This window comes from Enterobacter sp. SM3 (assembly GCF_009811935.2).
Lineage (GTDB): Bacteria > Pseudomonadota > Gammaproteobacteria > Enterobacterales > Enterobacteriaceae > Enterobacter > Enterobacter asburiae_D.
This window is the reverse complement of the sequence record NZ_CP099971.1, coordinates 1,616,833-1,633,294: the sequence shown is the minus strand read 5'-3', so window position 1 is coordinate 1,633,294 and position 16,462 is coordinate 1,616,833. Positions and strand designations below refer to the sequence as shown.

Below are 16,462 nucleotides of genomic sequence, written 5' to 3'. Positions count from 1 at the left end.
GCAATCGTTTACCTTCCCGTCTATTTCTTATGCACTTTTTCGCATTTTAATTGCAGATAAATCATTTAGTGGAATAACCGCGCGGTGTCACACTCCTGAAAATTGTTATGAATTTTAGATAAAAGCAAACAATTGGTTATAAGGAGGAAGTATGCGCGTCATTACCCTGGCCGGAAGTCCACGATTCCCTTCGCGCTCCAGCGCCCTGCTGGAATATGCCCGCGAAAAACTCAATGCCCTGGATGTGGAAGTGTGCCACTGGAACCTGCATAACTTCGAACCTGAAGATCTGCTCTATGCCCGTTTCGACAGCCCTGCGCTTAAAACGCTCATCGAGCAGCTTAACGGCGCTGACGGCTTAATTGTGGCTACGCCCATTTATAAAGCCTCTTTTTCCGGGGCGCTGAAAACTCTGCTCGATCTGCTTCCGGAACGCGCGCTGGACGGCAAAGTCGTGCTGCCGCTGGCAACGGGCGGTACGGTTGCCCATTTACTGGCCGTGGATTATGCCCTGAAGCCGGTGCTGAACGCGCTGAAAGCGCAGGAGATCCTCCACGGCGTTTTCGCAGATGACTCCCAGGTTATCGATTATCAACATAAACCCCATTTTACGCCGAACCTGCAAACCCGCCTCGATACTGCCCTGGAAACCTTCTGGCATGCTCTGCACCGCCGGGATATCCAGGCGCCGGCGTTTGGTCAGCCTCAAGGAGTCGCACATGTTTAAAACGTTAACCCGCATCGGCCTGGCAGGTCTGATGGCGCTTTCCTCGCTGGCCCATGCCGCAGAAACGGCTCCGGAAAGTTTACGCATTGGCTACCAGAAAGGCAGCGTCAGCATGGTGCTGGCGAAAAGCCACCAGCTTCTGGAAAAACGCTTCCCGGACACCAAATTCTCCTGGGTGGAGTTCCCGGCTGGCCCGCAGATGCTGGAGGCCCTGAACGTGGGCAGTATCGATCTCGGCAGCACGGGTGATATTCCGCCGATATTCGCCCAGGCGGCGGGAGCGGACCTCGTCTATGTTGGCGTTGAGCCGCCCAAACCGAAGGCCGAAGTGATTCTGGTGCCTGAAAACAGCGACGTTAAAAGCGTCGCCGATCTTAAAGGGCATAAAGTTGCTTTCCAGAAAGGTTCCAGCTCACACAACCTGCTGCTGCGTGCCCTGCAAGAAGCCGGGCTCAAGTTCACTGACATTCAGCCTGTTTACCTGACGCCTGCCGACGCCCGCGCCGCGTTCCAGCAGAAGAACGTTGATGCCTGGGCCATCTGGGATCCGTACTACTCCGCCGCATTACTGCAGGGCGGCGTTCGCGTGCTGAAAGACGGCACCACGCTGAAGCAGACCGGCTCGTTCTACCTGGCCGCGCGTCCTTATGCGGAAAAGAACGGCGCATTTATTCAGGGCGTACTGGATACCTTTACCCAGGCCGATGCGCTGACCCAGACCCAGCGTCAGGAGAGCATTGCCCTGCTGGCGAAAACCATGGGCTTACCTGAGCCGGTGATCGCGAGCTATCTCAACCACCGTCCGCCGACCACCATTACGCCCGTAGACGCGCACGTCGCCGCGCTTCAGCAACAAACGGCTGACCTTTTCTATCAAAACCACCTGGTACCAAAACAGGTCACTATTCGCGAACGCATCTGGCAGCCCGCTGGCAAAGAAGGAGCTAAATCATGAGTCTGAATCTTTTCTGGTTTTTACCCACCCACGGTGATGGACACTATCTTGGTACAGAAGAGGGCTCGCGCCCGGTTGACCATGGCTATCTGCAGCAGATTGCGCAGGCGGCGGACCGAATCGGTTTCACCGGGGTGCTGATCCCGACCGGACGTTCATGTGAAGATGCCTGGCTGGTGGCCGCGTCGATGATCCCGGTCACCCAGCGTTTGAAATTCCTGGTTGCGTTACGCCCGAGCGTGGTCTCCCCCACCGTGGCGGCGCGTCAGGCGGCAACGCTGGACAGACTGTCCAACGGTCGCGCCCTGTTTAACCTGGTGACGGGCAGCGATCCGCAGGAGCTGGCGGGCGATGGGGTATTCCTCGACCATACCGAGCGCTATGAAGCCTCCGCCGAGTTCACCCGCGTCTGGCGACGTCTGCTGGAAGGTGAAACCGTTACCTTTGAAGGCAAGCATATTCACGTTCGCGACGCGAAACTCTACTTCCCGCCGGTGCAGCAGCCGCGCCCGCCGCTCTATTTTGGCGGATCGTCGGATGTGGCCCAGGATCTGGCGGCAGAGCAGGTCGATCTCTACCTGACCTGGGGCGAACCGCCTGAGCTGGTGAAAGAAAAAATTGCCCAGGTCCGCGCTAAGGCGGCCGCCCACGGCCGCAAGGTGCGCTTCGGCATTCGCCTGCACGTTATCGTGCGCGAAACCAATGAAGAAGCGTGGCAGGCCGCCGACCGCCTGATTTCTCATCTGGACGATGAGACCATCGCGAAGGCGCAGGCCGCGTTTGCCAAAACCGACTCCGTCGGACAGCACCGAATGGCGTCCCTGCACAACGGCAAGCGCGAGAACCTGGAGATCAGCCCGAACCTGTGGGCGGGCGTCGGCCTGGTGCGCGGCGGTGCGGGCACGGCGCTGGTCGGCGACGGTCCGACCGTAGCCGCCCGGATTAATGAATACGCCGAGCTGGGTATCGACAGCTTTATTCTCTCCGGTTATCCGCATCTGGAAGAGGCGTACAAGGTGGGCGAGCTGTTATTCCCGCATCTGGATGTTGCCATTCCGGAAATTCCGCAGCCGCAGCGGCTTCAGCTTCAGGGCGAAGCCGTGGCGAACGAGTTTATTCCACGCAAAGCCGCACAGAGCTAAGGAGTGACCATGTCTGCCACCTCACAAAAATGGCTGCTGCGCGCCGCGCCGTGGTTTTTACCCGTCGGCATTGTGGCTCTCTGGCAGCTCGCGTCGTCCACCGGCTGGCTATCGAGCCGCATTCTGCCCTCTCCGGAGGGCGTCGTAGAAGCGTTCTGGTCGCTGAGCGTGAGCGGTGAGCTGTGGCAGCATCTGGCGATCAGCTCCTGGCGCGCCGTGATTGGGTTTTCCATCGGCGGCAGCATCGGTCTGGTTCTGGGCTTGATTAGCGGCCTTTCCCGCTGGGGCGAGCGGCTGCTGGATACCTCCATTCAGATGCTGCGCAACGTGCCGCATCTGGCGCTGATCCCGCTGGTTATCCTGTGGTTTGGTATTGATGAGAGCGCCAAGATTTTCCTCGTGGCGCTGGGCACATTGTTCCCGATCTACATCAACACCTGGCACGGCATCCGCAACATCGATCGCGGTCTGGTGGAGATGGCGCGCAGCTACGGCCTATCGGGTTTTTCTCTCTTTATACATGTGATCCTGCCGGGCGCCCTGCCCTCCATTATGGTCGGGGTGCGTTTTGCGCTCGGCCTGATGTGGCTGACGCTGATTGTGGCGGAGACCATCTCGGCCAACTCAGGCATTGGCTACCTGGCGATGAACGCCCGTGAATTCCTGCAAACGGACGTGGTGGTGGTTGCCATCATTCTGTATGCCCTGCTCGGCAAACTCGCCGACGTTAGCGCCCAGTGGCTGGAGCGCAGCTGGCTGCGCTGGAACCCGGCCTACACCCTTCAGGAGGCGAAAGCATGAATACAGCACGACTGAACCAGGGAACGCCGTTACTGCTGAACGGCGTGACCAAACGCTACGGCGAAAACACCATTCTTAACGGGCTGGATCTGCATATTCCCGCCGGACAATTTGTGGCCGTTGTCGGGCGTAGCGGCGGCGGCAAGAGTACCCTGCTACGCCTTCTGGCCGGACTGGAAGCCCCTAACGGCGGTGATATTCTGGCAGGAACGACGCCGCTTTCGAATATTCAGGACGATACCCGCATGATGTTTCAGGACGCGCGCCTGCTGCCGTGGAAAACGGTTATCGACAACGTCGGTCTCGGTCTTAAGGGCAACTGGCGGGATGAAGCCCGCCAGGCGCTGGCCGCCGTTGGGCTGGAAAATCGTGCGGGTGAATGGCCGTCAGCCCTCTCGGGTGGGCAAAAGCAGCGCGTGGCGCTGGCGCGGGCGCTGATTCACCGACCGGGCCTGCTGTTGCTTGATGAACCGCTCGGCGCGCTCGATGCCCTGACGCGGATCGAAATGCAGGATTTGATTGGTTCCCTGTGGCAGGCGCACGGCTTTACGGTACTGCTGGTGACGCATGACGTGAGCGAAGCTGTGGCGATGGCTGACCGGGTGCTGTTAATAGAGGACGGGAAAATAGGTCTGGATCTGACGGCGGATCTTCCGCGGCCTCGTCGCGTGGGTTCGGCAAGGCTGGCGGAGCTGGAAGCTGAGGTTTTGGATCGGGTGATGAAGCGTGGGGGTACGGAGTTAGAACGAGCTAAGGCTAATGCCTGATGCCCTCACCCCGGCCCTCTCCCACAGGGAGAGGGAGGGTTAAGCTTTCTATCAGGCCAGTGCCTTAGCAATCTTCTCGTACAGATCGCCAGACAGGTTCTCCAGCCCTTTCAGCTGCTCAAGCGCGGCACGCATCTTCGCCTGACGCTTCGCATCATAACGCTTCAGACGGATCAGCGGCTCAATCAGGCGCGACGCCACCTGCGGGTTACGGCTATTCAGCTCGGTCAGCATTTCCACCATGAACTGATAACCGCTGCCGTCTTCAGCGTGGAACGCCGCCGGGTTGCTGCTGGCAAACGCGCCAATCAGAGAACGCACGCGGTTTGGGTTGCTCAGGGTAAAGGAGCGATGCTTCAGCAGGCTGCGCACTTTGCTGAGCGCATCGGCTGCCGGGCTGGTCGCCTGCAGGATGAACCACTTGTCCATCACCAGGCCATCCTGATGCCACTTGTCGTCGTACTCCTGCATCAGCGCATCGCGGCACGGCAGTTCGGCGGCAACGCTTGCACCCAGCGCGGCCAGCGCGTCGGTCATGTTATCCGCTTCGTGATACTGCTTGCTCACCAGGGTGTTCGCCAGCCCGGTTTCACCAAACGCGAGATAGCGCAGGCAGGTATTGCGCAGAGAACGTTTACCAATGTCCGCATGCTCAACGCGATAAGCGTCAAGCTTGTTGGCGTTATAAATGGCCAGGAACTCATCGGCCAGTTCTGCAGCCAGCGTACGGGTCAGCGCTTCACGCACCGCCACGATGGCAATCGGATCGATAATATCAAACAACTCGGCGATTTCAGTCGCTGACGGCAGGGTCAGAATTTCAGCGGCCAGCGCCGGGTCAATCTTCTCATCCAGCAGGATCGCGCGGAACGCGTCAGCCACGTGGACAGGCAGCGACAGCGGCTGGCCCTGCTGATGACGGTTTACGTTGAGCTTAATGTAGGTCGCCAGCAGGCTTTGCGCCGCATCCCAGCGGGAGAAGTCGTTACGCGCGTGACGCATCAGGAACGTCAGCTGCTGATCGCTCCACTTGTACTCCAGCTTCACCGGCGCGGAAAATTCGCACAGCAGCGCAGGCACCGGCTGGAAGTAAACGTTATCGAAGATAAAGGTCTGCTCGGCCTGGGTCACGTTCAGCACGTGGTGTACCGGGTGGCCGCCCTTCTGAAGTGGGATAACTTTGCCTTCGTTATCGTACAGCTCAATGCTGAACGGAATATGCAGCGGATATTTCTCTTCCTGCTCCGCCGTCGGCGGCGTGCGCTGGCTGATGGTCAGGGTGTACTGCTCGGTTTCCGGATTGTAGTCGTCTTTGACGGTAACAATCGGCGTACCGGCCTGGCTGTACCAGCGGCGGAAGTGGGAAAGATCGACATTAGAGGCATCTTCCATTGCCTGCACAAAATCGTCGCAGGTAGCCGCGCTGCCGTCATGACGCTCGAAGTAAAGCTGCATCCCTTTCTGGAAGTTCTCCTCACCCAGCAGGGTGTGGATCATGCGGATAATTTCAGCGCCCTTCTCGTACACCGTCAGGGTATAGAAGTTGTTCATCTCGATGACTTTATCCGGGCGGATCGGGTGCGCCATTGGGCTGGCATCTTCCGCAAACTGCAGACCACGCATGGTGCGCACGTTGTTGATGCGGTTCACCGCGCGTGAACCCAGGTCGGAGCTGAACTCCTGATCGCGGAAGACGGTCAGGCCCTCTTTCAGGCTCAGCTGGAACCAGTCGCGGCAGGTAACGCGGTTACCGGTCCAGTTGTGGAAATATTCGTGGCCGATGACGCGTTCGATATCGAGGTAGTCTTTGTCCGTTGCGGTATCGGTACGCGCCAGCACGTATTTGGAGTTAAAGACGTTAAGGCCTTTGTTCTCCATTGCGCCCATGTTGAAGAAATCAACGGCGACGATCATATAGATGTCGAGGTCATATTCGAGGCCAAAGCGCTCCTCGTCCCACTTCATGGAGTTGATGAGGGAGGTCATTGCCCACGGCGCACGGTCAAGGTTGCCGCGGTCAACAAACAGCTCCAGCGCCACTTCGCGGCCTGAACGCGTTTTGAAGGTGTCGCGCAGCACGTCGAAATCCCCCGCCACCAGCGCAAACAGGTAGCACGGTTTCGGGAAGGGATCCTGCCACTGCACCCAGTGACGGCCATTCTCCAGCTCGCCTTCGCCTACGCGGTTACCGTTGGAGAGCAGGAAGGGATACAGAGTTTTATCGGCGATGATTTTGGTGGTGAAGCGCGCCAGGACGTCCGGACGGTCGAGATACCACGTAATGTGGCGGAACCCTTCCGCTTCACACTGGGTACACAGCGCCACGCCTGACTGGTAAAGCCCTTCCAGCGCGGTGTTGGCGGCAGGGCTAATTTCATTCACGATGCGCAGCGTAAACTGTTCCGGCAGGTTGTCGACGACCAGCTGGTTGTTTTCTTCTTTATAGTCTGACCAGGCTTCATCATTAATATGCAGGGAGACCAGCGTCAGGTCTTCACCATCCAGACGCAGCGGCACCGCAGTTGCGCTGTGGCGCGTCACCTGGCTCACCGCCGTGACAACGGTTTTAGTGGCATCCAGGTCAAAAGTCAGATCGATTTCGCTAATCAGGTAATCCGGCGCACGGTAGTCGTGGCGGTATTTGGCTTGTGGCTGTTGTGTCATAGAAAACCTTATGCATCGTTTGTCGAGTAACGTTTCAATATATTCCTGTTGCGCAAAACGCGCTATGCAGAATGTTCATCTTTTCAGGGGCAAAACCGTTTTTTGCTACATTTGTATAACACGGGGCACAAAATGCCCTCGACCATAAAACGCGCTTATGTTGTGATCGGGGTTCAATAAATCACTAAACAAGGTATACTCCGGAGTTGTTTATTGTACTAAACGCTCCTGTGAGAGGATGCTACTGCGCACCTATGACTCAATTCGCTTCTCCAGTTCTGCATACGTTGCTGGATACCGACGCGTATAAACTGCATATGCAGCAAGCCGTTTTCCACCATTACTATGACGTTCATGTCGCGGCGGAATTCCGCTGTCGTGGCGACGACTTGCTTGGTATCTACGCAGACGCCATTCGTGAACAGGTCAATGCTATGCAGCATCTGACGCTGCAGAACGAGGAATATCAGTGGCTTTCTGGCCTGCCTTTCTTCAAAGCCGACTACCTGAGCTGGCTGCGCGATTTCCGCTATAAGCCGGAGCAGGTCACCGTGCTTAACGATAACGGCAAGCTGGATATTCGCCTTGAAGGGCCGTGGCGGGAAGTGATCATGTGGGAAGTACCGCTTCTGGCGGTGATCAGTGAACTGGCTCACCGCTACCGTTCGCCGGAAACGGGCGTCGAGCAGGCGGTCGCCGCGCTGGAAAATAAACTCGCTGCCTTCTCTACGCTGACCGAAGGGCTGGACATGTCCCGCTTCCGCCTGATGGACTTTGGCACCCGCCGCCGTTTCTCGCGTGACGTCCAGGAGGCCATCGTTAAACGTCTGCAGCAGGAGCCGTGGTTCGTTGGCACCAGTAACTACGATCTGGCACGTCGCCTCAGCCTGACGCCGATGGGCACCCAGGCGCACGAGTGGTTCCAGGCGCATCAGCAGATCAGCCCCGATCTGGCTAACAGCCAGCGCGCGGCACTGGCCGCATGGCTTGAGGAGTACCCGAATCAGCTCGGGATCGCCCTCACCGACTGTATTACGATGGATGCCTTCCTGCGCGACTTTGGTCCCGAGTTCGCTGAACGTTACCAGGGGTTACGCCACGACTCCGGGGATCCGGTTGAATGGGGCGAGAAGGCCATTGCCCATTACGAGAAGCTCGGCATCGATCCGATGAGCAAGGTGCTGGTCTTCTCGGATAATCTCGACCTGGCGAAAGCGGTCGATCTCTATCGCCATTTCAGCACCCGGGTGAACCTGAGCTTCGGAATTGGTACCCGTCTGACCTGTGATATTCCTCAGGTAAAACCTCTGAATATCGTCATCAAACTGGTGGAATGTAACGGCAAGCCGGTGGCAAAACTCTCCGACAGCCCGGGTAAAACCATCTGCCATGACAAAGCGTTTGTCCGCGCATTGCGCAAAGCGTTCGATCTTCCCCAGATCAAAAAAGCCAGTTAAGCGCTTACGGGAGCCTTCAAGGCTCCCTACTCCTTATTTATTTCTCAATTCTTCTCTTTTGACTGCGAAATTTACTTGTCTGATAGCGGATGGCAGGTAACATAGATATCCCCCCATAAGGGTGGACAAGTGTCTATTTTTTCCGACTATTAACAGAGAGAATATTATGAGCGTTGTGCCTGTAGCCGACGTACTCCAGGGCCGTGTCGCCGTTGACCAGGAAGTCACCGTGCGCGGATGGGTGCGTACCCGCCGAGATTCTAAAGCTGGCATCTCCTTCCTTGCCGTCTATGACGGTTCCTGCTTTGATCCTGTACAGGCCGTCATTAATAATTCTCTGCCCAATTACAATGATGACGTTCTGCGCCTGACAACGGGTTGTTCGGTCATTGTGACTGGCGTTGTGGTGGCATCACCGGGCCAGGGCCAGAGCTTCGAAATTCAGGCCTCTGCGATTGAAGTCACCGGCTGGGTTGAAGATCCGGATACCTATCCGATGGCGGCAAAACGTCACAGCATCGAATATCTGCGTGAAGTCGCCCACCTGCGTCCGCGTACCAACCTGATTGGTGCGGTGGCGCGCGTGCGTCATACGCTGGCGCAGGCGCTGCATCGTTTCTTCGATGAGCAGGGCTACTTCTGGGTGTCTACCCCGCTGATCACCGCCTCCGATACGGAAGGTGCGGGTGAGATGTTCCGCGTCTCGACGCTGGACATGGAAAACCTGCCGCGCACGCCTGAAGGTAAAGTGGACTATGACAAAGACTTCTTTGGTAAAGAAGCTTTCCTGACGGTATCCGGTCAGCTCAACGGCGAAACGTACGCCTGTGCGCTGTCTAAGATCTACACCTTTGGCCCGACCTTCCGTGCCGAAAACTCCAACACCAGCCGTCACCTGGCGGAATTCTGGATGCTGGAGCCTGAAGTGGCCTTCGCCGACCTGGACGATGTTGCGGGTCTGGCGGAAGCGATGCTGAAGTATGTGTTCAAAGCGGTGCTGGAAGAGCGTCCTGACGACATGAAATTCTTCGCAGAACGCGTAGACAGCGATGCTGTGGCGCGTCTGGAGCGTTTCGTGTCCGCCGACTTTGCGCAGGTGGACTATACCGACGCGGTGGCGATCCTCGAGAAATGCGGTGAGACGTTCGAGAACCCGGTTTACTGGGGCGTTGACCTGGCGTCTGAGCACGAACGCTATCTGGCCGAGAAGCATTTCAAAGCGCCGGTTGTGGTTAAAAACTACCCGAAAGACATTAAGGCCTTCTATATGCGCCTTAACGAAGACGGTAAAACCGTGGCAGCGATGGACGTCCTGGCGCCGGGCATTGGTGAAATCATCGGTGGCTCTCAGCGTGAAGAGCGTCTTGACGTGCTGGACGCGCGTATGGAAGAGATGGGGCTCAACCCGGCTGACTACAGCTGGTACCGCGATCTGCGTCGTTACGGTACCGTACCGCACGCTGGTTTTGGTCTGGGCTTCGAGCGTCTGATTGCCTACGTTACCGGTGTTCAGAACGTACGTGACGTGATTCCTTTCCCACGTACTCCACGTAACGCCAGCTTCTAATCGATAAAAGACTAAAATGGCCAGCATCTGCTGGCCATTATTTTATTCTGCATTGTCAGTTTTCGTCAGCGCAAAGTCAGCGTCTTTAAACCTTCACCCCGTCACAACCACTACCTGTTACGTTTTGTTTCCGCGAAATATCCAGCCACAAAAAATAAACCCCATTCTTATTGCGATTATTACTTCCTCAAGCGATAGCACAAATTTCAACCACTTTTACAGCCATCCAGAAGTCTTTTTGGGGTCATAAGAAAAACAGGGTCGTTTAACGTCTGTTTATACGAATCACCTTTATCTCAATTAATCATAAGCAATTCATATATATAGGATAGGTTTTGCCGTTTAATTCGCCAGGCGGGTCTGAAGTTTGAGGTGGTTCACAAAGTTCCCAAAAATACATATTTAGTTACACATAATTGCTTTTAGTTACTTAATCTTGAGAATTGTAGCACTTTCAGGCTAGCGAAACGCTTCGCCGAATGGAAAGATGCCTGTCAGATACATAAAGACACCAAACTCTCATCAATAGTTCCGGAAATATTTATTGACAGAATTTATTGACGGCAGTGGCGAGTGTCATAAAAAAACCAATGAGGGTAATAAATAATGATGAAGCGCAATATTCTGGCAGTGGTAATCCCTGCCCTGCTGGTAGCCGGTGCAGCTAACGCTGCAGAAATCTATAACAAGAACGGCAACAAACTGGACTTCTACGGTAAAGTTGTGGGTGAACACGGCTTCACCACTTCTGGCGAACATAAAAACGCTGACTCCTCTTACGGCCAGATCGGCTTTAAAGGCGAAACTCAGATCAATGATCAACTGATCGGTTACGGTCAGTGGGAATACCGTGCGAAAGCTGGTGCAGCCGAAGGCGACCAGACTAACGTAACTCGTCTGGCATTCGCGGGTATCAAAGTTTCTGAAGCAGGTTCTCTGGACTACGGTCGTAACTACGGTATCGTTTACGACGTAGAATCCTACACGGATATGGCTCCGTCCTTCTCTGGCGAAACCTGGGGTGGCGGCTATGTTGATAACTACATGACCAGCCGTTCTACTGGCCTGCTGACCTACCGTAACAACAACTTCTTCGGTCTGGTTGATGGTCTGAACTTTGGCGTTCAGTACCAGGGTAAAAACGAACGTAGCGATCTGCGTAAAGCGAACGGTGACGGCGTTGGTCTGTCCCTGGGCTACGAGTTCGGCGAAGGGTTCGGTCTGATCGGTGCATACAGCACTGCAAACCGTACTCTGGATCAGAAAGCAGATGGTAAAGGCGATAAAGCTGAGTCCTGGGCAGTTGGCGCGAAATATGACGCGAACAATATCTACCTGGCGACCGTTTACGCTGAAACCCGCAACATGAGCATCCTGGGCGATAGCACAGAGACTGTGTACGACGTTGCTAACAAGACCCAGAACTTCGAAGTTATCGCACAGTACCAGTTCGACTTCGGTCTGCGTCCTTCCGTTTCTTACGTTCAGTCCAAAGGTAAAGACCTGAACGGCATCGGCGACCGTGACCTGGCGAAATACATCACCACTGGTGCGACTTACTACTTCAACAAGAACTTCAACGTGTACGGTGACTACCGCTTCAACCTGCTGGACGACAAAGATGCGTCCACCAGCTGGGTTGGCTCTGACAACCAGGCTACCGTTGGCGTAACCTACCAGTTCTAATCAGTACACCACTTTGTTATATGCTTAATGAACAGGGCTTCGGCCCTGTTTTTTTATGCGTGACAGAAAATAATGGCGACTTTTGAAAAGCCGCACGCTTTTCGTCGCAAACGGTTGGCATTTTGTAAATCTACCGTTAACCTGATAGCGGATTTCACTTCTGTAATCACAATGGAACTTCGTCATGTTTGAGAACATTACCGCCGCTCCTGCCGACCCTATTCTGGGCCTGGCCGATCTGTTTCGTGCCGACGACCGCCCTGGCAAAATCAACCTGGGTATTGGTGTATATAAAGATGAAACCGGCAAAACTCCGGTACTGACCAGCGTTAAGAAAGCTGAGCAGTATCTGCTGGAAAACGAAACCACCAAAAACTACCTCGGTATTGATGGTATCCCTGAATTTGGTCGCTGCACTCAGGAACTGCTGTTCGGTAAAGGCAGCGAAATTGTGAGCAGCAAACGCGCTCGCACAGCACAAACCCCTGGCGGTACCGGCGCGCTGCGCGTTGCGGCGGATTTCCTGGCGAAAAACACCTCTGTTAAGCGCGTGTGGGTGAGCAACCCAAGCTGGCCGAACCACAAGAGCGTGTTTAACTCTGCGGGTCTGGAAGTGCGTGAATACGCCTACTACGACGCGGCAAACCACTCTCTCGACTTCGACGGCCTGCTGGCGAGCCTGAGCGAAGCGCAGGCAGGTGACGTGGTGCTGTTCCACGGCTGCTGCCACAACCCAACCGGTATCGATCCGACGCTTGAGCAGTGGGAACACCTGGCGAAGCTGTCCGTAGAAAAAGGCTGGCTGCCGCTGTTTGACTTTGCCTACCAGGGCTTCGCCCGTGGTCTGGAAGAAGATGCCGAAGGTCTGCGTGCGTTCGCAGCCGTGCATCAGGAGCTGATTGTCGCAAGCTCTTATTCCAAGAACTTCGGTCTGTACAATGAGCGTGTGGGTGCCTGTACGCTGGTTGCTGCTAACGAAGAGACCGTCGATCGTGCGTTCAGCCAGATGAAATCGGTTATCCGCGCGAACTACTCTAACCCACCGGCACACGGTGCGTCTGTTGTTGCCACCATCCTGAGCAACGATGCGCTGCGCGCTATCTGGGAACAAGAGCTGAACGATATGCGCCAGCGCATTCAGCGTATGCGCCTGCTGTTTGTGAACACCCTGGCTGAGAAAGGCGCGGACCGCGACTTCAGCTTTATCATCAAACAGAACGGCATGTTCTCGTTCAGCGGCCTGACCAAAGAGCAGGTTCTGCGTCTGCGTGAAGAGTTTGGCGTGTACGCCGTAGCGTCTGGACGCGTGAACGTTGCAGGCATGACGCCTGACAACATGGCGCCACTGTGCGAAGCGATTGTCGCCGTACTGTAATTTGCGCCCATAAAAAAAGCCTGCGCTATGCAGGCTTTTTTTTATTCTGGTTACCAGACAGGCATTTCATCCTGAAGGAACGGGTTATGGAGCCGTTCATAGCCCAGCGTCGACATCGGACCGTGTCCAGGAATAAACGTAACGTCATCGCCCAGCGGCAATAACTTTTGTTTAATCGACTGAATCAGCTGCCCGTGGTCGCCGCGCGGAAAATCGCTGCGTCCTACGCCACCTTTGAAGATCACATCGCCGGAAATCAGCAGACGGGACTGGTCATCAAAGAAGACGATATGGCCTGGCGTATGCCCAGGACAATGCAACACCTGTAAAGTCACATTCCCTACGTTAACGCGCTCTCCCTCGTTTAGCCAGCGATCGGGCGTCAGGGGCTGACACTCATCAAGACCAAACATGCGGCTTTGGGCGGGTAACCCCTGCAGCCAGAACTCATCTTCTTTTTCCGGGCCGATCACCGGCACACCGTAGTGTTCAGCCAGTTCAGCCGCAGCACCTACATGGTCAAGATGACCATGAGTGAGCAAAATCTGCATCAGCGTGACGCCGCTTGCTGCGACTTCCTGCTTGATTTTCTCAGCGTCACCGCCGGGATCGACAAGCGCGGCCAGTTTAGTCTGTTCGCACCAGATCAATGAACAATTCTGGGAGAACGCGGTAACCGGAATAATACGATAGTTCATACTGCTCCTGTGTTTCGTTATTACCAGTGCCGAACCGGACCGGTATCAATATGCACAAAGTTGCTGCTGGGGTAATATCCTACACCACCTGCGCGCATAGATAACGCGGCTTTGCGAATATTGGCTAACGAAACGCCTTCAATATGGAAATCCATTGCCTGTCCCTTCGTGTGATAGCTTTTTTTCGCTACCCCGCGGCTGTGGGCGCGCAGTTCATTATTGGTATCAATCGAGCGATAGCCAGAGATGAGCTGCACCGGCTTGCTGGTGCCCAGCAGGCCCTGAAGGCGGAAAATCTGATCAAACAGTCCTGGATCGATGGCTTTTATTTTATTCGCGCGGAAATCACGGAAAAAATGGTTAAGTCTTGCTAATTCATCCTGAATATAGCCTCTGCCATCAAAAAACTCCGCTTTTAGCGACTCACCGGTATGAAGATTGTTGAGCGTTAAAACTCGCGGACGAGGTGTCGAGAGGGTGGCAAATGCTGGCGTCGGCAGGATGGCCGCTGCGCCAAGCGCAACGCCACCTAACGCCAGCAGTTTGCGGCGATTAGCGTCAAATTTGTCCATGATAATCAGGTCTACAGGTAAAAGAAATCGTAATATGCTTAGCGCACGAAGGGCACCATAACTGGCAAAACCAGGTACGTCAAGGCGCCCAACCCCAGTGAATATGCGGCTTGCAGCGATATAGCCCCCTATTCACCATAACTTACGACAATCATTTTTCCCGAACTGCTTCATTTACCTGATTAATTGTTCCGCTTTTGGCAAAATTTGTGCGCCGGATCGCGCGGTGAGATCATAATTGTAAATATCTGTACGATACTGAGTACGCCCGTCTTCACCCACAAACGCCGTCAGATAGTAAAGATTGACCGGAATATTGTGGCGAATATTAACGTAACGCGTATCCCCCTGTTTCAGGGCATCCGAGATGCGCGTATCGTTCCAGCCCGCATCCTGCAGCAGCATATTGGCCAGCTCCGAGGCTTTGTTCACGCGCACGCAGCCAGAACTCAGCGCGCGAGTATCTTTCTGGAACAGGTTGTGGTTCGGCGTATCGTGCAGGTAGATAGCTTCTGAACTCGGCATATTGAATTTGTAGCGCCCTAAAGAGTTGTGCGCCCCGGGAGCCTGCTGGAAACGGAACGGCAGATTCGACGCGGTGATTGTCGACCAGTCGACCATATAAGGATCGATAGCCTCTTTACTGTTCCATCCACGCATCACCGTATAGCCATGACGCTCCAGATAACCCGGATCGTTCCAGACCTTCGGCAAAATATCTTTTCGCGCCAGAGTCGGCGGCACGTTCCACGGCGGGTTAACCACCACGTTATTTAGCGCGCTGCTCATCATCGGTGTTTTACGATCCGGACGCCCGACAATCACGCGCGACGCCAGTTTTTCGCTACCATCCTGATAATAGACCAGGGAATACGCCGGGATGTTAACCATAATTCCGGTAGAGAGCGTTCCCGGCAGCAAGCGCAAACGCTGGATATTGAGCGCCAGCACCCCTGCCCGCTGCGCAGACGATACGTTCAGCCAGTCGCGCGTCGTCTGGCCAATGACGCCATCGGCCCCTAGCCCCTGAGCGGCCTGGAATTGCTTAACGGCCGCCACCAGCTCGCGATCGTAAGCCGCAGGTTTGTTGCTCAGGACAACGGCTTTCTTCTCTTTCACGGGCGCTGACGGGCTGACGGCGACGCTTTGTGGATCATCACCCGGAAGAGCAATCTTTGGCCCGCCGTCAAGAAGACCAGAACGCATCAGGATCTCGCGCAGGGCGGGAACATCGCTGCTCCACTGCCCCGGACGCAGCGTCGCGGTACCGCGCATTTGCGGCCATGGACGCGTGTCCCCCACCAGCGCGAGGAGCGACTGGTGCAGAGTGGCATATTGTGGGTGCGCCGGTGCGAGGCTGGCGATAAAGCACGGCAGTTCGCCGTTATCCAGCGCTAGCTGCCATTGGTTAATTACCGACAGCGCCGGCGTCGCCAGCTTGTACGGCTTATCGCTGTAGAGCCAACGGTTGCCGTTGACCGGAATACCCGCCACGAACTGCAGGTAGCCCATCATGGCATCGGAAAGTACCACGTCCCGCGCCTGCCCGGTGACGGCAGGATCGGTTAACAGCTCAACCCACTTTGTAAACTGCGGCTGAAACCCTGCAATCGCGACCTCCGCCAGTTGCTGCTGGAAGGCGCGCACCGCATCGCGGTTTTCCCACATCGGTTTCATATCGCGGGCAGCATAGAGGAGCGTGAGCTGATTGATATAGACAGGCGTGTAGCCTGACGGCAGCTCCGACTGCAGCTGCTGACTGAGTGATTCGGCATCGATGCCTTCCGGCAGCGGTTTAATACCGGCCATGATGGCCGTTGCCGGAGACTGGTCCAGCGGCTGGGACAACGACGTTGGCTGCGCGCCTGTCGTTGCCGAGCTGTCAGTCGGCACAATTTCAGGCTCGTCGGCCTGGGCGGTTAACAGCGGAGCAAACATCACTGCCAGGCATAAACTCAGCGCAGACAGCTGACGACCACATTCTTTCTTAAGCAACATCCCTTGCCCCCTGTTTTCACGACATGCCCATCACGTTGGGGCTTTCTTTCATT

The 16,462-nt window shown here is 55.6% G+C and carries 13 protein-coding genes; 9 read left to right on the top strand and 4 right to left on the bottom strand.

From position 1 onward, the window contains the following. Nucleotides 1-151 precede the first annotated feature (151 nt). From ssuE to ssuB, 5 genes are read left to right on the top strand one after another with little or no spacing between them, the layout of a single operon-like run. Nucleotides 152-727: an NADPH-dependent FMN reductase gene (ssuE, locus tag GVO84_RS07525; protein ID WP_023335146.1), complete on the top strand. Its 576-nt coding sequence runs from the start codon at nt 152-154 to the stop codon at nt 725-727. Continuing rightward, on the top strand, nt 720-1,682 hold the full coding sequence (locus tag GVO84_RS07520) for a sulfonate ABC transporter substrate-binding protein (protein ID WP_159513786.1): 963 nt from the start codon (nt 720-722) through the stop codon (nt 1,680-1,682). The genes ssuE and GVO84_RS07520 overlap by 8 nt, the downstream gene beginning before the upstream one ends. Next, nucleotides 1,679-2,824, top strand: a complete 1,146-nt coding sequence (gene ssuD, locus GVO84_RS07515) for an FMNH2-dependent alkanesulfonate monooxygenase (protein WP_032638814.1) — start codon at nt 1,679-1,681, stop codon at nt 2,822-2,824. The genes GVO84_RS07520 and ssuD overlap by 4 nt, the downstream gene beginning before the upstream one ends. Nucleotides 2,825-2,833: 9 nt before the next feature. Further along, nucleotides 2,834-3,625: an aliphatic sulfonate ABC transporter permease SsuC gene (gene ssuC, locus GVO84_RS07510; RefSeq protein ID WP_023311016.1), complete on the top strand. Its 792-nt coding sequence runs from the start codon at nt 2,834-2,836 to the stop codon at nt 3,623-3,625. Continuing rightward, a complete protein-coding gene (gene ssuB / locus GVO84_RS07505; RefSeq protein ID WP_159513785.1) occupies nt 3,622-4,392 on the top strand; it encodes an aliphatic sulfonates ABC transporter ATP-binding protein in 771 nt (256 codons plus the stop codon). Before ssuC ends, ssuB begins: the two co-directional genes overlap by 4 nt. A gap of 51 nt (nt 4,393-4,443) precedes the next feature. Here ssuB and pepN read toward each other — a convergent pair whose 3' ends face one another. Then, nucleotides 4,444-7,056 (bottom strand): aminopeptidase N, encoded by a 2,613-nt coding sequence (gene pepN / locus GVO84_RS07500; protein ID WP_159513784.1) that lies wholly within the window; start codon nt 7,054-7,056, stop codon nt 4,444-4,446. Between the two features lie 254 nt (nt 7,057-7,310). Between pepN and pncB the strand changes: the two genes are divergently transcribed. From pncB to GVO84_RS07480, 4 genes are all read left to right on the top strand, one after another. Continuing rightward, nucleotides 7,311-8,513 carry a nicotinate phosphoribosyltransferase gene (gene pncB, locus GVO84_RS07495; protein ID WP_159513783.1) on the top strand — a complete coding sequence of 401 codons (1,203 nt, stop codon included), beginning with the start codon at nt 7,311-7,313 and terminating at the stop codon, nt 8,511-8,513. 166 nt (nt 8,514-8,679) lie between these two features. Then, nucleotides 8,680-10,080, top strand: a complete 1,401-nt coding sequence (gene asnS, locus GVO84_RS07490; protein WP_029739509.1) for an asparagine--tRNA ligase — start codon at nt 8,680-8,682, stop codon at nt 10,078-10,080. Nucleotides 10,081-10,686: 606 nt separating this feature from the next. Then, a complete protein-coding gene (locus GVO84_RS07485; protein WP_159513782.1) occupies nt 10,687-11,766 on the top strand; it encodes a porin in 1,080 nt (359 codons plus the stop codon). Between the two features lie 184 nt (nt 11,767-11,950). Next, nucleotides 11,951-13,141 (top strand): amino acid aminotransferase, encoded by a 1,191-nt coding sequence (locus GVO84_RS07480; RefSeq protein WP_047648166.1) that lies wholly within the window; start codon nt 11,951-11,953, stop codon nt 13,139-13,141. Nucleotides 13,142-13,191: 50 nt separating this feature from the next. Here GVO84_RS07480 and GVO84_RS07475 read toward each other — a convergent pair whose 3' ends face one another. The 3 genes from GVO84_RS07475 to ldtD all read right to left on the bottom strand — a co-directional run bounded on the left by GVO84_RS07475 (nt 13,192) and on the right by ldtD (nt 16,409). Next, nucleotides 13,192-13,839 carry an MBL fold metallo-hydrolase gene (locus GVO84_RS07475; RefSeq protein ID WP_023311009.1) on the bottom strand — a complete coding sequence of 216 codons (648 nt, stop codon included), beginning with the start codon at nt 13,837-13,839 and terminating at the stop codon, nt 13,192-13,194. Nucleotides 13,840-13,859: 20 nt separating this feature from the next. Next, nucleotides 13,860-14,411: a YcbK family protein gene (locus GVO84_RS07470; protein ID WP_023335137.1), complete on the bottom strand. Its 552-nt coding sequence runs from the start codon at nt 14,409-14,411 to the stop codon at nt 13,860-13,862. Between the two features lie 174 nt (nt 14,412-14,585). Next, nucleotides 14,586-16,409 (bottom strand): L,D-transpeptidase, encoded by a 1,824-nt coding sequence (gene ldtD, locus GVO84_RS07465; protein ID WP_159513781.1) that lies wholly within the window; start codon nt 16,407-16,409, stop codon nt 14,586-14,588. Nucleotides 16,410-16,462 lie beyond the last annotated feature (53 nt).